Raw genomic sequence first — 16,340 nt, 5'->3', positions numbered from 1 at the left:
TCTTAATTGTCCCAGAGGCGATCGCTATAATCCTAAATAAGAATCTAAAGGGTATTTTTCTGTTTCGGTCAAATGGGCAGAGTAATAATAAACTTTGTCCCCTCACCGGGGATTGACAAGCATTTCACTTGTCCATTGTGTTTTTCAACAATAATTTGGTGGCTAATAGCTAATCCTAGCCCGGTTCCCTTACCCACAGCCTTGGTTGTGAAAGATTGCTCAAAAATTCTAGCTTGCACCTCAGCAAGCATACCGGGGCCGTTATCTTGGATGCAAATTGTGACGGTTTGTTGCTGAGAATCAACTGATGTGGTGATGGTGATGGTGTTCGGATAAGCAGTAATATTTTGATCGGAGTAATTTTGATCGAGTTCATCAAATGCATCAACGGCATTGGCGATGATATTCATGAACACCTGGTTCAGTTGTCCGGGATAGCAACTAATTGCAGGTAATTCACCGTATTGTGTTACAACTTGGATTTTAGGGCGATCGCCATTGCCTTTGAGTCGATGTTTCAACAGCATTAAGGTGCTATCGATTCCTTGGTGAATCTGAAACTCCACCTGAGATGAAATATCTGTGCGAGTAAAAGTTCTCAGAGAAAGGCTGATATCTTTAAGACGGGTAATTCCCTGGCGCATTGATGATAGTAGCTTCGGCAGATCCTCTGTCAGATACTCCAAATCGATTTCTTCAACAAGCTCTTGAATTTCCGGGTCTAGCTGCGCTAGCTTCTGCTGTTGGAGGCTCACCAGGCGAAGCAAATTATTGACATATTCCTCGATATAAGATATGTTTCCGCCAATAAAACCAACCGGATTATTAATCTCATGACCAATACCTGCAACCATCTGTCCGAGAGTGGACATTTTCTCACTCTGGATCATTTGTAGTTGGGTTTGTTGTAACTGCTCTAGAGATTGAGTTAATTCTGCGGTGCGGTTTTGCACACGTTCTTCTAATGTCCGGGTGAGATGGGAAATTTTTAGGTGTAATTTTAAACGGGCAATGACTTCTTCCTGTTGAAAGGGTTTGGTAATGTAGTCAACTGCACCAATTTCCAATCCTGTCACCTTATCTGTAGAATCAGCCAGGGCAGTCATGAAAATCACCGGAATATTCTGAGTGATGGGATTGGTTTTCAGCCTGCGACAAGTTTCAAATCCATCAATACCTGCCATCATCACATCTAAAAGAATCAGATCGGGACGGGCATATTCTGTTTGTTCGATCGCTGACTCCCCATCTGTTGCCATGAGGGCTTTCCAGCCACACCCCTGAATCGCTTCAGATAGTACCTTGAGATTGTTTGGATTGTCATCCACCAACAAAATATGTATGGGTTTCGAGACAGAAACAGCGATCATGGATGTAACTCCGTTGTGACAAATGATTTGAGGAACTTACGGATTTTTCCGGTTTGGAAATTGGCAGTGAGTTTGTTTAACTCTGCCGCGAAAGGAGCTAACTGACTGTTGTGCTCAACCAGCTCCTCTAACATTCCCTCGATCGCTGAGATATCTCCCATCATTGCCAGATGATAGAGTTGTTGCAAAACATCCTGGGATGGTAGAACCCATTCAGCTTTGGGAGACGACTGCTGATACGAAGATTTGGCATACATCCACTCCACTCCCAACAGCGATCGCAGTCTATTAAGTAGTTCGTCAATCTGGAGGGGTTTGGGCAGGAATGCTGTTGCCCCTGCCTCTAAACTCCGCTGGCGATTTTCTTCAAAGACACTGGCACTAGAGACAATAATGGGAATAGAGCGGGTTTGTGGATTTCCTTGCAAGTGAACCATTAGCTCAAAACCATCCATATTGGGCATGGCTAAATCGAGCAGAATCACATCTGGATTGTGTTCAGTTGCCATCTGTAGCCCATTTTTGCCATCGCTCGCTTCTAAGGTTCGACAACCAATTTCTTGCAACAAACTGGTCAACATAGAACAGTGGTTGCGATCGTCATCAACAATGAGAATCTGAGGCGCACTACCCCGAATTCCGGTAATTTTCTGGGTAGTTGGGGCGATTGCTCCTCCATGCCAGTCATGAGTGATTGGCACTGATACCGTCAAATCTAGCCAAAATAAACTTCCTTCACCTAGGTGACTCTGCACCTGAATTCCGCTCCCCATCAATGCCGCAATTCTTTGGCTAATGGCCAATCCCAAGCCAGTACCTTCAGATCGCTGCCCTGCTTTACCCACTTGCTCAAAGGGCAAAAAGATTTTTTCCAGTTGGTCTGGTGACATCCCAATACCCGTGTCTTCAATCTGAAAACGAATCTTGATTGTTGGGGATTGGGGGTTGGTGATTGGTGAAAAATTACCCCTCTGCCCCTCTACCCCTCTGCCCCTCTGCTCCTCTGCTTCTCTGCTCCCCAGCACCTCTACCTTGAACGTTACGCTACCGCTATCTGTAAATTTGATCGCGTTGCCCAGCAAGTTAATCAACACTTGCCGTAGGCGTTTTTCATCGACTTCAATGGCAAGTGGTAGGCGATCGCTAATTAATACGTTAAATCCAATCCCTTTCTGTTCAGCACGGATACCACAAATCTCAGTCACACCATGTAAGAAATTAGGCAGATGAACACTGGTGACAACCAAATCCAATTTCCTCGCTTCTATCTTCGAGAGATCGAGAATGTCATTAATCAGCATTAGGAGGTGCGATCCGCATTGGTAGATGATGCTGACTCCTTCGAGGTTTTTAGCCGTCATATTTGGCGATCCTTCTAGTACTTGGGCAAAACCAAGGATGCCATTGAGAGGTGTACGTAGTTCGTGGCTCATGTTGGCGAGAAATTCACTCTTGGCCTGATTGGCAGCATCAGCAGCTTGCTTTGCCTCAACCAATTCATGAGTGCGTTCTTCGACTTTTGTCTCCAGGGTTTTGGAATAATCCAAGAGTTGACTGTTGGCAATTTCTAGTTGGCGATTTGTTTCTTCTAACTTCCGCTGTTTATAGGCATTTGTTGTGGCAATCACACTACCGATAAACGCAGCTAAGGCAGGTGTTACCGGAATTAAAACACCATGCAAAAACATCCCATAGCCACCCCATACACAGGTTCCACTGATGCCTACAGTTGCCCAAAGAATTTTGCCACCGGGAATTCGCAGCTTGCTATTGGATAACAACCAACTACCAGTAGAACCAGCAACAGACCACAAAACAATCCACAGCGACAAGAAAGTGCCAGAAACGCCATGTAGGCTGGCTTTTCCTGCTTTTGCCCCTCGTACTAGTTGATGAGCAATATTGGCATGAATAACGACACCTGGAGTCGGTTTTTGAGCAGATATCCAGGAAGAGAAGGGTGTGCTGAAGAAATCATTGGTACTGGAGGCAACTGAACCAATAAATACCATGCGATCGCGCATCAAATTTGCTGGAATTTTCCCTGCTAACACATCGCGCATCGCAACTGTACGAAATGCTGCTTCTGAACCATGCCAATTGAGCAGAATTTGGTAGCCTCCTAAATCGGCATCGGTGTAACCTGCTTCTTGATTTTGCAGTGGCAGGTAAATTTCCTTGCCCAACTGGAACTTTTGTTTTTGGGGGTCAATGCTTTCTAAGCTAATGCCTTCAGCTTCGAGGTACTTCAGGGCTACAAGGGTTGCCAGTCCGGCTTTAATGGTGTTTTGCTCTTTGGCATCTTCAGCTGTCAGGAGCGCACGACGCACAAAGCGATCGCCATCCAACACTAAATCTGCTAATCCTACCTGATCCTTTTTTTTCAATTCCGGTGGGGGATTGACTCGTTCACCAGTAATTTTCTCAACTCCGATTAAATTGGGAGTGTTGCCAAAGACTTGAACAAGTTGATCGTGTCCGCTTCCTTCCGGTAAATCTCGATAGAGATCCAGTCCAATGGCGCGGGGTTGTTGCGCCCGAATTTTTTCTAGTAATCTTGCCAGCGCCCAGTCTGGAACTGGCCATTTACGTACCGATTGGATATCGCGCTCATCAATTGTAACAATCACAATTTCATCAGCGTAGGCGTAGCCCGCCATAGGCATCGCCTGTGAAGAACGCTGACGAACCCATTCGTCGCGGATTTTCCATTCCGGTAAATTGAAAAGTCCCAAAGATTGCCCAACCATAACCGTTAAAGCAACGCTGGGAGTAATAATCAAAACGCTACGAGTGCGTTGGATTAAAGCCTGGAATCTGCGCCACATATTTGTGCCATACAAGGGGGATGGGGATTGGGGATTGGGGATTGGGGACTGGGGACTGGAGACTGGGGAAGAAGCAAGGGAGCAAGGGAGAAAAGTTTCCCCCTCTGCCTCTTTTCAATGCCCCATACCCCATGCCCAATACCCAAATTGGCATTAGTTGTTAGATGCCAATAAGCTCGCTGTTACAATCTCCTTCAAACTCACTGAAGACAGAAGTTCTTCCCATTGTTTGCGGAGAGTTGCATTGTTAGGTTGGGCTGTGTATGTCGCTGCAAGTGTTGCTACACAGTCATACCAAACACCGTTTTTGCCCAAAGCTGTAGCCTGTTTCAGAGCATCTTTTTCTTGCATTGCTGTTACCAACTCAGCATTGGGCTGGATACGCTGAACCCAACCATCGACATAAGGCGTACTGGGGCTGAGTTGTCCATCTACTTTGAGCGCTAGGAACCATTGATAGTTTTTACCAACAGCTAAAGCGGGCGCATTCGCTGGTAATTTGATCGCGATTATCCCAGTTTTTCCCGCAACTGGAATATTCATCTGATGTTGCATATTGCCAGCTTCATCCTTGAGGCTGAACAAGGCTTCTTGGGCATTGGAAGACGGGAGATACACCAGAATTGTGGGACGTTCAGACACTGTTGTGCCATAGAAGCTTTGGGGCAAGAGGGCGATTAGTGCTGCTGGTTCTGTTGTCCTTACAGTTGATGGATTCAAGTAGTAAGTACCAACGCGAGAAGCACCCCCACTTGCTTGTTGGGGAGCGCCTTTTCCGGCGACAGGTGTAAAGAGCTTGCCACGAGAAGCTCCTCCGGTTGCTTGTCTGGGCGCGCCTTTCCCGGCACTAGGTGTAAAGAGCTTGCCGCGAGACGCTCCTCCTGTTGCTTGTCTAGGCGCACCTTTCCCGGCAGCAGGTGTAAAGATGCTACCTCTAGAAGCTCCTCCTGTTGCTTGTCTGGGCGCACCATTGTTGGTGGGCGGGGTAAAGGATACTGCATGGGCAGTAGTCCATGCACTGCTAGTGATCAGAGCGATGACGCTCAATGTACTAGCTAAATATCGACGTTTCATAATGTTTGACCTCATTTAATTGCAACGTGATGCAAAATACGTTTCCTTCGACTATGGACAGAAGCTTAGAGAATAAGTCTAAGTAACAGTCAAGTTAGGTAACTTCTACCATCAGTATAAGCGATGACTGCTAAAAAAGTGTAAAAAAACAGCATAATTAAGTTACTTCATAAGCCGTGTTATTACTTAGCTAAATCCAGTTGCCGATCAAAACAAAGCCAGACCAAAAGAACGGATCGTGGAAATCAGTTTGGCGAATTAAGTTAATTTGTGCTTGTCTTAGTGCTTCGGCTTTAGTTATTTTAGGTTGTCGCAGTTGGTCATAAAAACGAGTCATCAGCATTGCAGCTGCCCGATCTTTGACGGGCCATAGGGTGGCAATAGTTGAGCGAGCGCCGGATTTGACAGCCAATCCCGCCAATCCCAAGACGGCGCGATCGTCTCCAGCGGCTGTATCGCAGGCACTTAATACCAGCAACTCTATGGCTTTCGATGGATCGCTACCCCGATTTTTCAAGAGTTCAGATAACTCTTTAACATTGACTTGTCCATCCCAAGTGAGCAAGAAGGTATCTTCGAGGCGGGAGCTAAACTGTCCGTGGGTTGCTAGGTGGACAATACCTGCGCTACTCGATTTTACCCGTTCAGCAAGGGCTTGACTGGTGAATTCCTGGTTCAGCAACAGAGAGGAGGACATCGCCTTGGAAATTTGTTTCACTTCTGATTCCACAGCGGGCAAAGCACTAAAACCAGCGCGGGATTGGCTGATACCACCCACGATCGCACTGATGTGGTTTGATCGCGTAGCCATCAATTGCAATCCTGGTGAGAGCGCTACAGCATACTTCTCGATCAGATATTGCTTACCGTCAAAAAGAGCTGCTATAGGAATATTTCGCAACCGACCATCCAAAACAAACACCAATGTCTTAGTATCAATGAATGCTTGATCCACCTCTGCTGGACGAATCAACCAATCATAAATCTGTTGGGATAATCGATCCCGATCTTTGGAATCCGAAACAGGGTTAAGAGTAACCAAAAAGTTTTCCAGAGTTTGCTCAATTTCAGCTTGAGATTTGTGAATGACATAGGAACGTAGTGGTTGCCCTGCTTTCGAGAGGATTACTGTTAAACGATCTGGCAGAATAATTGGATAAACGACAGTTGCAGTGGGATCAACTTGATCAATCTGTTGAGTTCTATCTAAACAGGCTTCCCGAAAAAAGTTATCGAGTTCGGCAATTTGGAGTGCCTCAATCAATTCACGAGCTTGCATCAGTGCTGCTTGACTGGGTTGATCAGAGGCAGGGGAGCGGGGTGCAGAGGCGAATGCCTTGGGTTTGTACTCTTGCCCCAATTCCTCTTTATTCTCCCTGCTCCCTGCTCCCTGCTCCCCTGCTTTTTCACTCTCTAGAAGTAAATCAACCAGCTCCCGGTAAACAGGCTCCACACTGGTGCGAAAAGAGAACTGGACATCAGGGTTGATAGCAACCAAATCCCCCCGCAGTGCCTTTAATGCATTGACTGCTTCTGTATAGGCAGTAATTGCTTTATCGCGATCGCCTTGTTGTTTATATAACTGTCCCACCTGCCAAGCCGATTGAGCAATGATATCGTTAGCTTGGAGTTGACGGGCAATGTTGAGGGATTTCTGAGTTAACTCCTGTGCTTGTGATATCTGCTGTGTACGACGATAGAGTTTTCCCCACTGATGCAATGCATAAGCTTCTGCTTGAGTATCTTGGATTTGCTGTGCAGACTTGACTGTGACTGCCATCAGTTGCGCCAAATCTTTGAGTGGTAGAATTTCGTCAGAATTTGACTGGTGATGATTGACGGTGGAAACAAAATTGATTGCTGCGTAGAGAGATGTATGACTGGGGGGTAGTTCTCGGAGTTGTTGGAGTAGTTGAGGTGCGAGTGGGTTAGCAAACTCCGGTTTGTCGTAATTGAGGAAAAGTTTAAACTGAGCTAAACGCGCTTGCAACTGATCGCTTGGATTGGTGGCTAAGAGTTGAGCCTGCTCAAAGTAATCTAATCCTGTTTCTGGATCTTCCAAGTCAACGGCAGTTTGGCCCAGGCTGATCAGAATAGAACTTAACTGGGGTTGGGCTGAAATTTGGCGAGCGATCGCTAAACTTTGCTCTAAAACCTGTTGACTTTTACTAGAGTCGCCAATTATTTGCAAGGCTAAACCAAGCGATCGCAATCCGCTAACTTTGATTTCATTATCTGGCATCTCTTGGAGTTTTTCAGTCAGCGCCTCCAATTGTTGTTTAGAACGCCGATAAAATCCTAAACTTTGTAAAGCTTGTGCCTGGTTGATTTGACTGCCCAGGCTTCCCATTGTGTCGCCTGCTTGGTCATAATATTTTTGAGCTTGTTGCCAACTGGCGATCGCAATTTCGGCTTTGCCAGTATGTAATTGCAAATTTGCTTGGGTATTGAGTGCTTGTGCCCAAAGAATCGCATCAGCAGAGGGAATAGAGGTTTGCAATAGTTTCAGACTTTTCTCAATAGACTGTTGGGCTGCTTCCCATTGATTAAGTTCCTGTTGTGCCAGTGAAAGGTAACTCAAGCTTAGAGCTTCGTTCAGGCGATCGCCTTGGGTATGATACTGTTGTGCTGCCGTTTGCCAAACTGTAACAGCTTCCGCAAAGCGTCCTGAATGGTAGAGATTTCGTCCCTGTTCTAGCCAATTGATGGGTTGGGAAGTGGATGCAGACACATTCAGGGTAGAAGTTGTTGGTACTTGCAGAGATGCTCTAGCAGGTGTAATGGTCACTGCCAAACACAAGCTCAAAATACTTAGGCTGATATATAGCCAACGACGTTGTTTAATTGGAAAACTCATAAGTAATTACCGATAGTTTTCTCTGATAGATTGTCTATTATACTACTTTAATCTTGATGAGCTTGGTTACAAAATTCCTGGGTAAATTAACTCTTAGGAACCGCAGCACAACTTAATGTTTGTTGCACCTGAGTAGAAGATTTATCTGCAATTAACTCGATTTTCCCTTGGGCGTTGAGATGCCAGGAAGTAGCTGGGACGAGAACTTCTGGAGCAGTGTGTATTTGTGCCGTGACTCCCCCGCTTTCCCGGTACGCAGACAAATCTCGCACATCATCCCAAGTGCGTAGGCGTAGCCCGTCGTAGACATCGCTCGTTACTTCCTGATTGGGATTTTGCGGCACACCACCCCGCCCCGTTGCCACAAACCGACTGCCTTCATTGCCCGCGCAACCTGTAGCAATTTGCTGGGATGGATCGGTGACATTTGCTGGTAGTTCAACTAAGCCGGAATTTGGATCAACGCCGATAGTATTAACTTGAACAGTACCACTCACTCCAAATTGAGAACTGGCGGTGATGTCACTATCTGGTGTGAGTTGGTCGCGAAATTGCAATCCGAAGATACCTTGAGTGGTAATTTGGATGCTGCCACCTTGTCCGAGTACAGCATTAGCCGAAATATCGCTGTTTTCTTTTGGGACAGCAACAATAGACCCCGCACTAATTTCAATGTTGCCTCCTGTAGAAACACCACGGGCATTAGTGATAATGCTACTGCCACGCCGCAGCAAGAGAAAATCACTTGCTTGAAGACGGATGTTACCACGGCTACCTCCATTCACTTCGGCCCGCAGGTTTGCTCCATTATCCAAGAAGATATTACGGGCGTTGATATTGAGATTACCCGCATCCCCTGTTCCAGAATTGCTGACGGTGATTTCTGCCCCATCACGGACACGCAAGCTATCAGCCGTGATATTCACTGATCGAGCAGTAAAGGCATTTGCTGAGGATGCGGTAATAGTACTGGGCAGTATCCGACCATCAGCTAAAGGTTGAGAGATGCCCTGCACGTCAATATTATTAACCTGTAAATTAACACTGCCAGCAGATCCTTGGCCCAAACTGGATGAGGTGATCTGTCCACCGTTGAAAACACGCAGGCGTTCAGCTTGCAGGTTGATATTTCCACCCTGACCAACTGCATTCTTACCCACTGCAACAGTAATGCCACTAACTGTCTGGCTAAAACTATCGATCACTGGGTCGCTAACCTCTACATCTTTTGCATGAATCTCGATATTTCCAGCTTTGCCAGTACCTGATAACGCACTAGATATAGCCCCACCATCTGCTACTTGCAAATGTCCAGTGTCGATAGTGATATTGCCGCCTGAACCTTCTGCAAAAGGTTGAATTCCACTGATGACAGCACCAGTCAATCCAGAAGGTGTGACCCCCTTAATTTCGAGACTCTCAGCAGCTCGGATCGAGATGTTCCCTGCATTGCCAGTAGTCATGAACTCAAAACCAGGGAAGTTAAAGCCAATGATATTTGTACTGATGCGACCTCCGTTGAGCAGATGAACTCGATCTGCATCAATGGTGATACTGCCACTATTATTACTGTTACCACCATTTACCAAAGTAGTAATAGCGCTAGGTCGGAAATTAGCAATACCAGTAAAAGGCGAAGGAAATGGGTTGTATCCGTTCACTTCCACATCTTTAGCACGAACAGTAATATTTCCAGTACTAGTATCGTTGATTGGGGTTGACTGAAAAGTCGAAAAGTCAAAGGCAAAGCCATTATTAATGGACTGCAACCAAGCTCCATTCAGAATCCGTAAACGTTCAGTTTCGATGGTAATGTCTCCTGCTTTTGCCCCAGTTCCCGATACATTAGTGAATAATCCAGGGGTGTCATAATTCTGTGGAGCAGAGACTCCCAACAAATCTACAAATTCTGTGGTTTTGACGGTGATACCCTGCCCTTGTCCAAAATTACCAGTAGCAGAACTAATTCCTGAACCATCGGCAAGCGTCAAACCCCGCCCCCGAATGTTGATTGCTCCGCCATTAATCCCACTAGTATCAATGAGCGAGGATTGGCGTAGTGCAATTGTTCCCCAATCAGCAGAAATCGGGCTAGTTAGTTGCAATCCGGTTTGATTATTCAACCCAACTTCAGCATTCCGCAATGCCCATAATTCAAATCTTCCGTCTGGATTAGCAAGACTAGTCTGATTGATGTCGATTTCACCACCCACCAAAGCCACAGTTTGAGCCTTGAATATTTGCGAGGGGCGAAAAAGGAAATTGAGTGCTGGCGTTCCTTGGGTGCGAATTGTTCCGGCATTAGCTCCGAGTTGCAGCCCAACAGGTACGCTCATAGTTAATAAGGGAGGTGGTGTGGCATAGTTTGCATTAAACTTAAACCCATCGGCAAATACTACGCTGTCGGCAGTTGTACCAACGAATGAACCGCCAATATTTAGCCTGGAATTGCGCCCAAATACAATTCCACTGGGGTTGAGCAGAAATAAACTAACAGGGTTGCTGCTATTAAGAGTCCGAATTAAGCCATCAATATTGGAAACACTTCCACCCGTAACTCGACTAAATATAGTTGTAATATTTGGTGTATTGACTAAATCAAAGCTAGCGGAACCACCAGTGGGTATCGAAAAATTACTGAAACTATGAAATAAATTATCACCTTTTTCAATACCATTAAGAATAGTAAAATTATTACCGTTTTGATTGATAATACTATTGGTAGTACTATCGGATATGACTTGAGCATTTGCGTAGCCACTCCAAAGGAGTATCGCAGGTAATACCATCCCGGAAGCCAAAAATTCTGTTGTGAGTGCAGATAGAAAAGCGTAGACGCTTTGCGGCTTGTCGTTAGGCATCGCTCTCATGGCATAAATACTTACTTTTAACTGATAGTCTTAAGATTCCCGGAATAGTCGCGTTGAGAACAACTATTGCTTAGAATCAAAACAATCTGAATTTACCATTTCCAGCATCGGGACTGATTAGTTTGACATCGCAGCACAGGTTAAAGATGGTTGTAAGTTGGCTGGTTGAGCCGCAATTAACTCAACTTTGCCCTTTGCGTTGCGATGCCAAGTTGTGGCTTCGATGAGAACCTGCGGTGATGCTGGAATTTGGGCATTTAAATCACCCGTTTTGCGGTATGCAGAGATATTGCGGATGTCAGACCAAGTGCGATTGCTCCTCGCTTCCTGATTAGGATTTTGCGGCACACCACCCCGTCCCGTTGCCACAAACCTACTGCCTTCACTGCCAGCACAACCTGTAGCAATTTGCTGCGATGTATCAGTGACATTGACTGGTAGCTGGAATAAACCCGAATTTGGATCAACACCGATAGTATTAACTTGAACAGTGCCACTTACGCCAAATTGCGAACTGGCGGTGATGTCATTTTCGGGAGTAAGTTCGGGACGGAACTTTAGTCCGATAATCCCCTGAGTTGCAATTTGAATATTGCCACCCCTTCCTTGAAATGCATTGGCAATAATGTCACTGTTTTCTAAACCCACAATGATCGGAGCATTGATCGTAATATTGCCGCCATTACCGCTGCCACCAGCTTCTGCATTAATGAAACTGCCATGACGCATCAGTAGTAGATCCCGCAGTTGGAAATTAATATTACCACCTTCGCCTGCTTTTGTGGATGCTGAAATGCTTGCCCCATTGTCGAGTCGTAGGGTGTTGGCATTAATCTTCAGGGTACTAGCGTTACCGGAGCCAAGATTCTGGACAAAAACCGTTGCACCATTACTGATGTTAAGAACTGGGGTGTTAATCGTGGTACTACCGGAATTAGCCCTAGAAACTCGAAAAACAGGACGAACCGCCGTACCAATATAGCTGGGATTTTGTGCATCTTTTACACCATTGACATCAATCGATTCAGACGCATTGATAGTCAGTGAACCCGCATTTCCTAAAACTATGCTAGAAGCAGACACTCTGCCGCCAGCTTGAATCGACAGGGTGCGGGTATCGATTTTCAAATCCCCTGCGTTACCAGAGCCGAATGTGGCAGTAGACAACAGACTAAAATAAAGACCGTTTGGCGCTCCTTCATTTGTCACCTGAATCGTATCTGCCTTCACGGTGACATCGCCGCCATTGCCTGAAGCGTAGGGTCTAGCTGCTATATTGCCGCCAGCTAAAATAGACAGGTTTTGAGTGGAGATGGCAACATTTCCACCTTTCCCAGTCCCATAGGAAGCGGCTAATATCTGGCTGACTGCTCGAAAAGGAGAAGGGTCGCCAAATGCAAAACCGTTGACCCGCATTTCACCAGTATTGAGTGCAATGTTGCCACCCAGCCCTGTGTTAAAAGTACGGTTGAAGATATACCCACCTTGATCAATATTCAATTGTGGGGTGGTGATGATAATATTCCCTGCCGCGCCGGAGGATATAGTTTCATTAACTAAACTGCTGGAACTCTTAAAATCAGGAGACTTGCCGATGATCTGGAGGGACTGAGTAGCATTGATTGCAATATTGCCAGCAGTTTGGTTGCTGCGATTTTGCACTAATATCAGCGAACCATCTCGGATACTGACCTGTTTCCCCTGAATTTGGATTGCTCCTCCACTTTCATTACTGAGATCGCGTGTGGATGCTAAAGCTCGTTGGTTGATCTGAATATCGCCAAAACTCGAAGCATTGGGATAACTTAGTGCAAATCCTTGAGGGATGGAATTGAGGGCAACGCTTCCGTTAGTGATGCTACCCAGTTCTATTAGTCCTCCTGGTGCGGAGAGCAACCCTCCATCTAAGGCAACATTCCCACCCAGCAATGCTAGCGTTTTTCCAGGTTGCAACTGTAATCCTCTTGTGCCGATGTTCAGTCCAGAAACCTGAAGCGAGTCGCCTAATTGGGCATTGTGCCCTGACCCTTGGACTGTAATAGCTCCCGGATTGCTGCCAAATTGTAAGCCAACAGGTACGCTCATAGTTAATAAGGGTGGTGTGGCATTGGTGGCATTGGTGGCATTAAACTTCAACCCGTCCGCAAATACTACGCTGTCGGCAGTTGTACCAACAAATGAACCGCTAATATTTAGGCTGGAATTTGGCCCAAATACAATTCCGCTGGGATTGAGCAAAAACAGACTAACGGGGTTGCTGCTATTAAGAGTCCGAATTAAGCCATCAATATTGGAAACACTTCCACCCGTAACTCGACTAAATATAGTTGTAATATTTGGTGTATTGACTAAATCAAAGCTAGCGGAACCACCAGTGGGTACCGAAAAATTACTGAAACTGTGAAATAAATTATCACCTTTTTCAGTACCGTTAAGAATAGTAAAATTATTACCGCTTTGGTTGACAATACTATTGGTAGTACTATCGGATATCACTTGAGCATTGGCGTCGCCACTCCAAAGGAGTATCGCAGGTAATACCATCCCGGAAGTTAAAAATCCTGTTGTGAGTGCAGATAGAAAAGCGTAGACGCTTTGCGGCTTGTCGTTAGGCATCGCTCTCATGGCATAAATACTTACTTTTAACTGATAGTTTTAAGATTCCCGAAATAGTCGCGTTGAGAACAACTATTGCTTAGAATCAAAATAATTTGAATTTACCATTTCCAGCATCGGGACTGATTACTGGTCTGTCCCATTAATTTTGCAGGGTTTGTAGTAAGCACTTAAGTGCTTAAAAATACAGGACTAAAGTCCTTACTACAAACTTTTATAACCCTTCAGAACTAATGGGACAGACCATTAGTTTGATACCGCGGCACAGGTTAAAGATGGTTGTAAGTTGGCTGGTTGAGCTGCAATTAACTCAACGTTACCCTTTGCGTTGCGATGCCAAGTTGTGGCTTCGGTGAGAACCTTCGATGAGGCTGGAATTTGGGCATTTAAATCACCCGTTTTGCGGTATGCAGAGATATTGCGGATGTCAGACCAAGTGCGATTGCTCCTCACTTCCTGACTGGGATTTTGGGGCACACCACCCCGCCCCGTTGCCACAAACCGACTGCCTTCGCTGCCGGCACAATCTGTAGTAATTTGCTGCGATGGATCGGTGACATTTTCTGGTAATTTAACTAAGCCGGAATTTGGATCAACACCGATAGTATTAACTTGAACAGTGCCACTTACGCCAAATTGCGAACTGGCGGTGATGTCGTTTTCTGGGCTGAGTTGAGGACGGAATTGTAAGCCAAATATGCCTTGGGTGGTGATTTGGATGTTACCACCGTTACCTACAACTGCATTGGCGACAATATCACTATTTTCTAATCCGGCGATGATGGGTGCATTGATGCTGATATTACCCCCATTCCCTGAGCCGCCAGCTGTTGAGGTAATCAGGCTATTATTCCGCAGAAGTAACAGGCTTCTGGCGGACAATGCAATATTACCACCATTCCCAGATTCTGTTTGTGCCTGGATAAACCCTTGATTCTTTAATTGGATGGTGTCTGCACTGATGTTTATATTGCCACCATTTCCACTGCCTTGACTGGTGACACTGACTGTCCCCCTATCTGTCAATCTTAGGATTGGTGTGGTAATGCTGACAGTGCCGGCATTCGCTGTTAATCTATCCGGTAGACCAAATCGTTTCCGCAATAACGGATCGGGTCGGATGGTAGAGGCGTTAATGCTGCTATTATTTGTTCGACCTTGACCGCTGATTGTGATTGATTCGGTAGCGTTGATGCTCAAATCTCCCCCATTACCTGCAAAAAATGCGGTGGTGGCAACTGCTCCTCCATCCAAAATTTGCAATTTGGCAATATCTAGGGTCAAGGTTTTGGCACTTCCTGTTGCAAATGTAGTTGAGCTAATGTTGCTGTAAAGTCCAGATGGGCTTTCTCCGATCACCGTGGTATTGGTGTTACGAATTGTCACTTTACCGCTAGAACCACTGCCAAAGGTAGCCGAAGATAGTGAGGCACCACTTGATACTAGTAGACTATTACCATTGACGAAAACATCACCAGCATTTCCAATGCCTAGTGTAGTAGTGTTAATTGTGGTAACGTCAGTAGGATTAGTGGGTGAAAAGCCAGACAATTCAATAGCGATCGCATCAATGTGAATATTGCCACTGGGAGCTGCTCCAAGAGTTGTGCTATTCAACCCCGCTCCCGACTTGATAGTGAGGCTGGGAGTAATAACGCTGATATTCCCACTAGCTCCCATACCCAAAGCATCACTACGCACTCCGCTCCGAATTGTGCCATCAGCTGTTTTGGCAATCAGATTAATGGACTCTGTAGCCTGAAGTTGAATGTCACCACCGGGGAGATTGCCAAAATTTTGTGCCAGCACCAGAGAGCCATCGGTGAATTGAATTTGCCTACCCTGAATTTGAACGGAACCTGCATTCACACCGCTGATATCTAATAGCGATCGCTGTGCCAATTGAATATCACCAAAGCTTTGTACATTTCCATATCCCAGTGTATAGCCCTGTGCGGTTGGTATCAGGTTTACCAATCCTGCACCGCTTAAACTACCCAATTCAACTCGCCCTCTTTCAGCGCTCAGGTTTGCCCCATTTAAATTTAGGTCGCCACCTAGCAAAGCTAGCGTGTTTCCCGGCTGTATCCGCAGTTTTGTAGAACTGGCAATCTGAATCGGGGGAACCAGAGCCAGTCCACTACGATTAATTAAAGAGTGTCCTGTGCCTTGAATGTTGATGGGTGCGGGATTGCTGCCCAATTGCAACCCAATAGGAACATTGATGCTCAACAACGGGGTAGATTGAGAATTGATTGTGCTAAACTCAGCGCCATCAGCAAATTTAATACTGTTGGCAGTTGTACCAATAAACGAACCCCCGATGTTTAGTTGGGCATTGGCTCCAAAGATTATCCCACTAGGGTTGATCAAAAACAGACTAACGAAGTTGTTGCTGTTAATTGTCTGAATCAAGCCATCGATATTAGAGATATTACCGCCAGTAACACGGCTGAAGATGGTAGAAATATTGGGCGTGTTCACTAAATCAAAGGTAGCTGAACCGCCAGTGGGAACCGAAAACTGCTGGAAACTGTGAAATAGGTTACTGTTGGCGGCACTACCGTTAGTAATGGTAAAGTTATTACCGCTTTGGGAGACAGTAGTATTGAGGGTGCCATCAGGAGTTATCTGGGCACTCACAGAGCCACACCAAAGGAACATTCCACCTGTCAGCATTACATTGATCAAACCCCAGCAAACAGATGGTGCTTTCATCGCTCGG

The 16,340-nt window shown here is 45.8% G+C and carries 7 protein-coding genes; all 7 read right to left on the bottom strand.

Annotated elements, in window-relative coordinates:
* Positions 1–68: 68 nt before the first annotated feature.
* Positions 69–1,370 carry a hybrid sensor histidine kinase/response regulator gene (locus ABF638_RS03765; RefSeq protein ID WP_435020401.1) on the bottom strand — a complete coding sequence of 434 codons (1,302 nt, stop codon included), beginning with the start codon at positions 1,368–1,370 and terminating at the stop codon, positions 69–71.
* A complete protein-coding gene (locus ABF638_RS03760) occupies positions 1,367–4,198 on the bottom strand; it encodes a CHASE2 domain-containing protein (protein WP_435020399.1) in 2,832 nt (943 codons plus the stop codon). The genes ABF638_RS03765 and ABF638_RS03760 overlap by 4 nt, the downstream gene beginning before the upstream one ends.
* Before the next feature lie 153 nt (positions 4,199–4,351).
* Complete coding sequence (locus tag ABF638_RS03755) at positions 4,352–5,272, bottom strand: DUF928 domain-containing protein (RefSeq protein WP_435020397.1); 921 nt, start codon at positions 5,270–5,272, stop codon at positions 4,352–4,354.
* Positions 5,273–5,462: 190 nt separating this feature from the next.
* Positions 5,463–8,129, bottom strand: a complete 2,667-nt coding sequence (locus tag ABF638_RS03750; RefSeq protein WP_435020395.1) for a CHAT domain-containing protein — start codon at positions 8,127–8,129, stop codon at positions 5,463–5,465.
* An 86-nt stretch (positions 8,130–8,215) separates the two neighbouring features.
* Positions 8,216–10,990, bottom strand: a complete 2,775-nt coding sequence (locus ABF638_RS03745; protein WP_435020393.1) for a filamentous hemagglutinin N-terminal domain-containing protein — start codon at positions 10,988–10,990, stop codon at positions 8,216–8,218.
* Positions 10,991–11,116: 126 nt separating this feature from the next.
* The gene (locus tag ABF638_RS03740) at positions 11,117–13,543 is read right to left on the bottom strand and encodes a filamentous hemagglutinin N-terminal domain-containing protein (RefSeq protein WP_435020445.1); all 2,427 of its coding nucleotides are present in this window, start codon (positions 13,541–13,543) and stop codon (positions 11,117–11,119) included.
* Positions 13,544–13,861: 318 nt separating this feature from the next.
* Positions 13,862–16,333, bottom strand: a complete 2,472-nt coding sequence (locus ABF638_RS03735) for a filamentous hemagglutinin N-terminal domain-containing protein (RefSeq protein WP_435020391.1) — start codon at positions 16,331–16,333, stop codon at positions 13,862–13,864.
* Positions 16,334–16,340 lie beyond the last annotated feature (7 nt).

It is taken from the genome of Nostoc sp. CALU 1950, from assembly GCF_051172895.1.
GTDB lineage: Bacteria > Cyanobacteriota > Cyanobacteriia > Cyanobacteriales > Nostocaceae > Nostoc > Nostoc edaphicum_A.
The sequence above is the reverse complement of the archived record's forward strand: the minus strand, read 5'-3'. Positions and strand labels throughout refer to the sequence as shown.

Excerpts from the sequence above, each read along its gene's own strand:
- ABF638_RS03750 (WP_435020395.1), bottom strand. The coding sequence starts at position 8,129 with ATGAGTTTTCCAATTAAACAACGTCGTTGGCTATATATCAGCCTAAGT.
- ABF638_RS03765 (WP_435020401.1), bottom strand. The coding sequence starts at position 1,370 with ATGATCGCTGTTTCTGTCTCGAAACCCATACATATTTTGTTGGTGGAT.
- ABF638_RS03745 (WP_435020393.1), bottom strand. The coding sequence starts at position 10,990 with ATGCCTAACGACAAGCCGCAAAGCGTCTACGCTTTTCTATCTGCACTC.
- ABF638_RS03735 (WP_435020391.1), bottom strand. The coding sequence starts at position 16,333 with ATGAAAGCACCATCTGTTTGCTGGGGTTTGATCAATGTAATGCTGACA.
- ABF638_RS03760 (WP_435020399.1), bottom strand. The coding sequence starts at position 4,198 with ATGTGGCGCAGATTCCAGGCTTTAATCCAACGCACTCGTAGCGTTTTG.
- ABF638_RS03740 (WP_435020445.1), bottom strand. The coding sequence starts at position 13,543 with ATGGTATTACCTGCGATACTCCTTTGGAGTGGCGACGCCAATGCTCAA.
- ABF638_RS03755 (WP_435020397.1), bottom strand. The coding sequence starts at position 5,272 with ATGAAACGTCGATATTTAGCTAGTACATTGAGCGTCATCGCTCTGATC.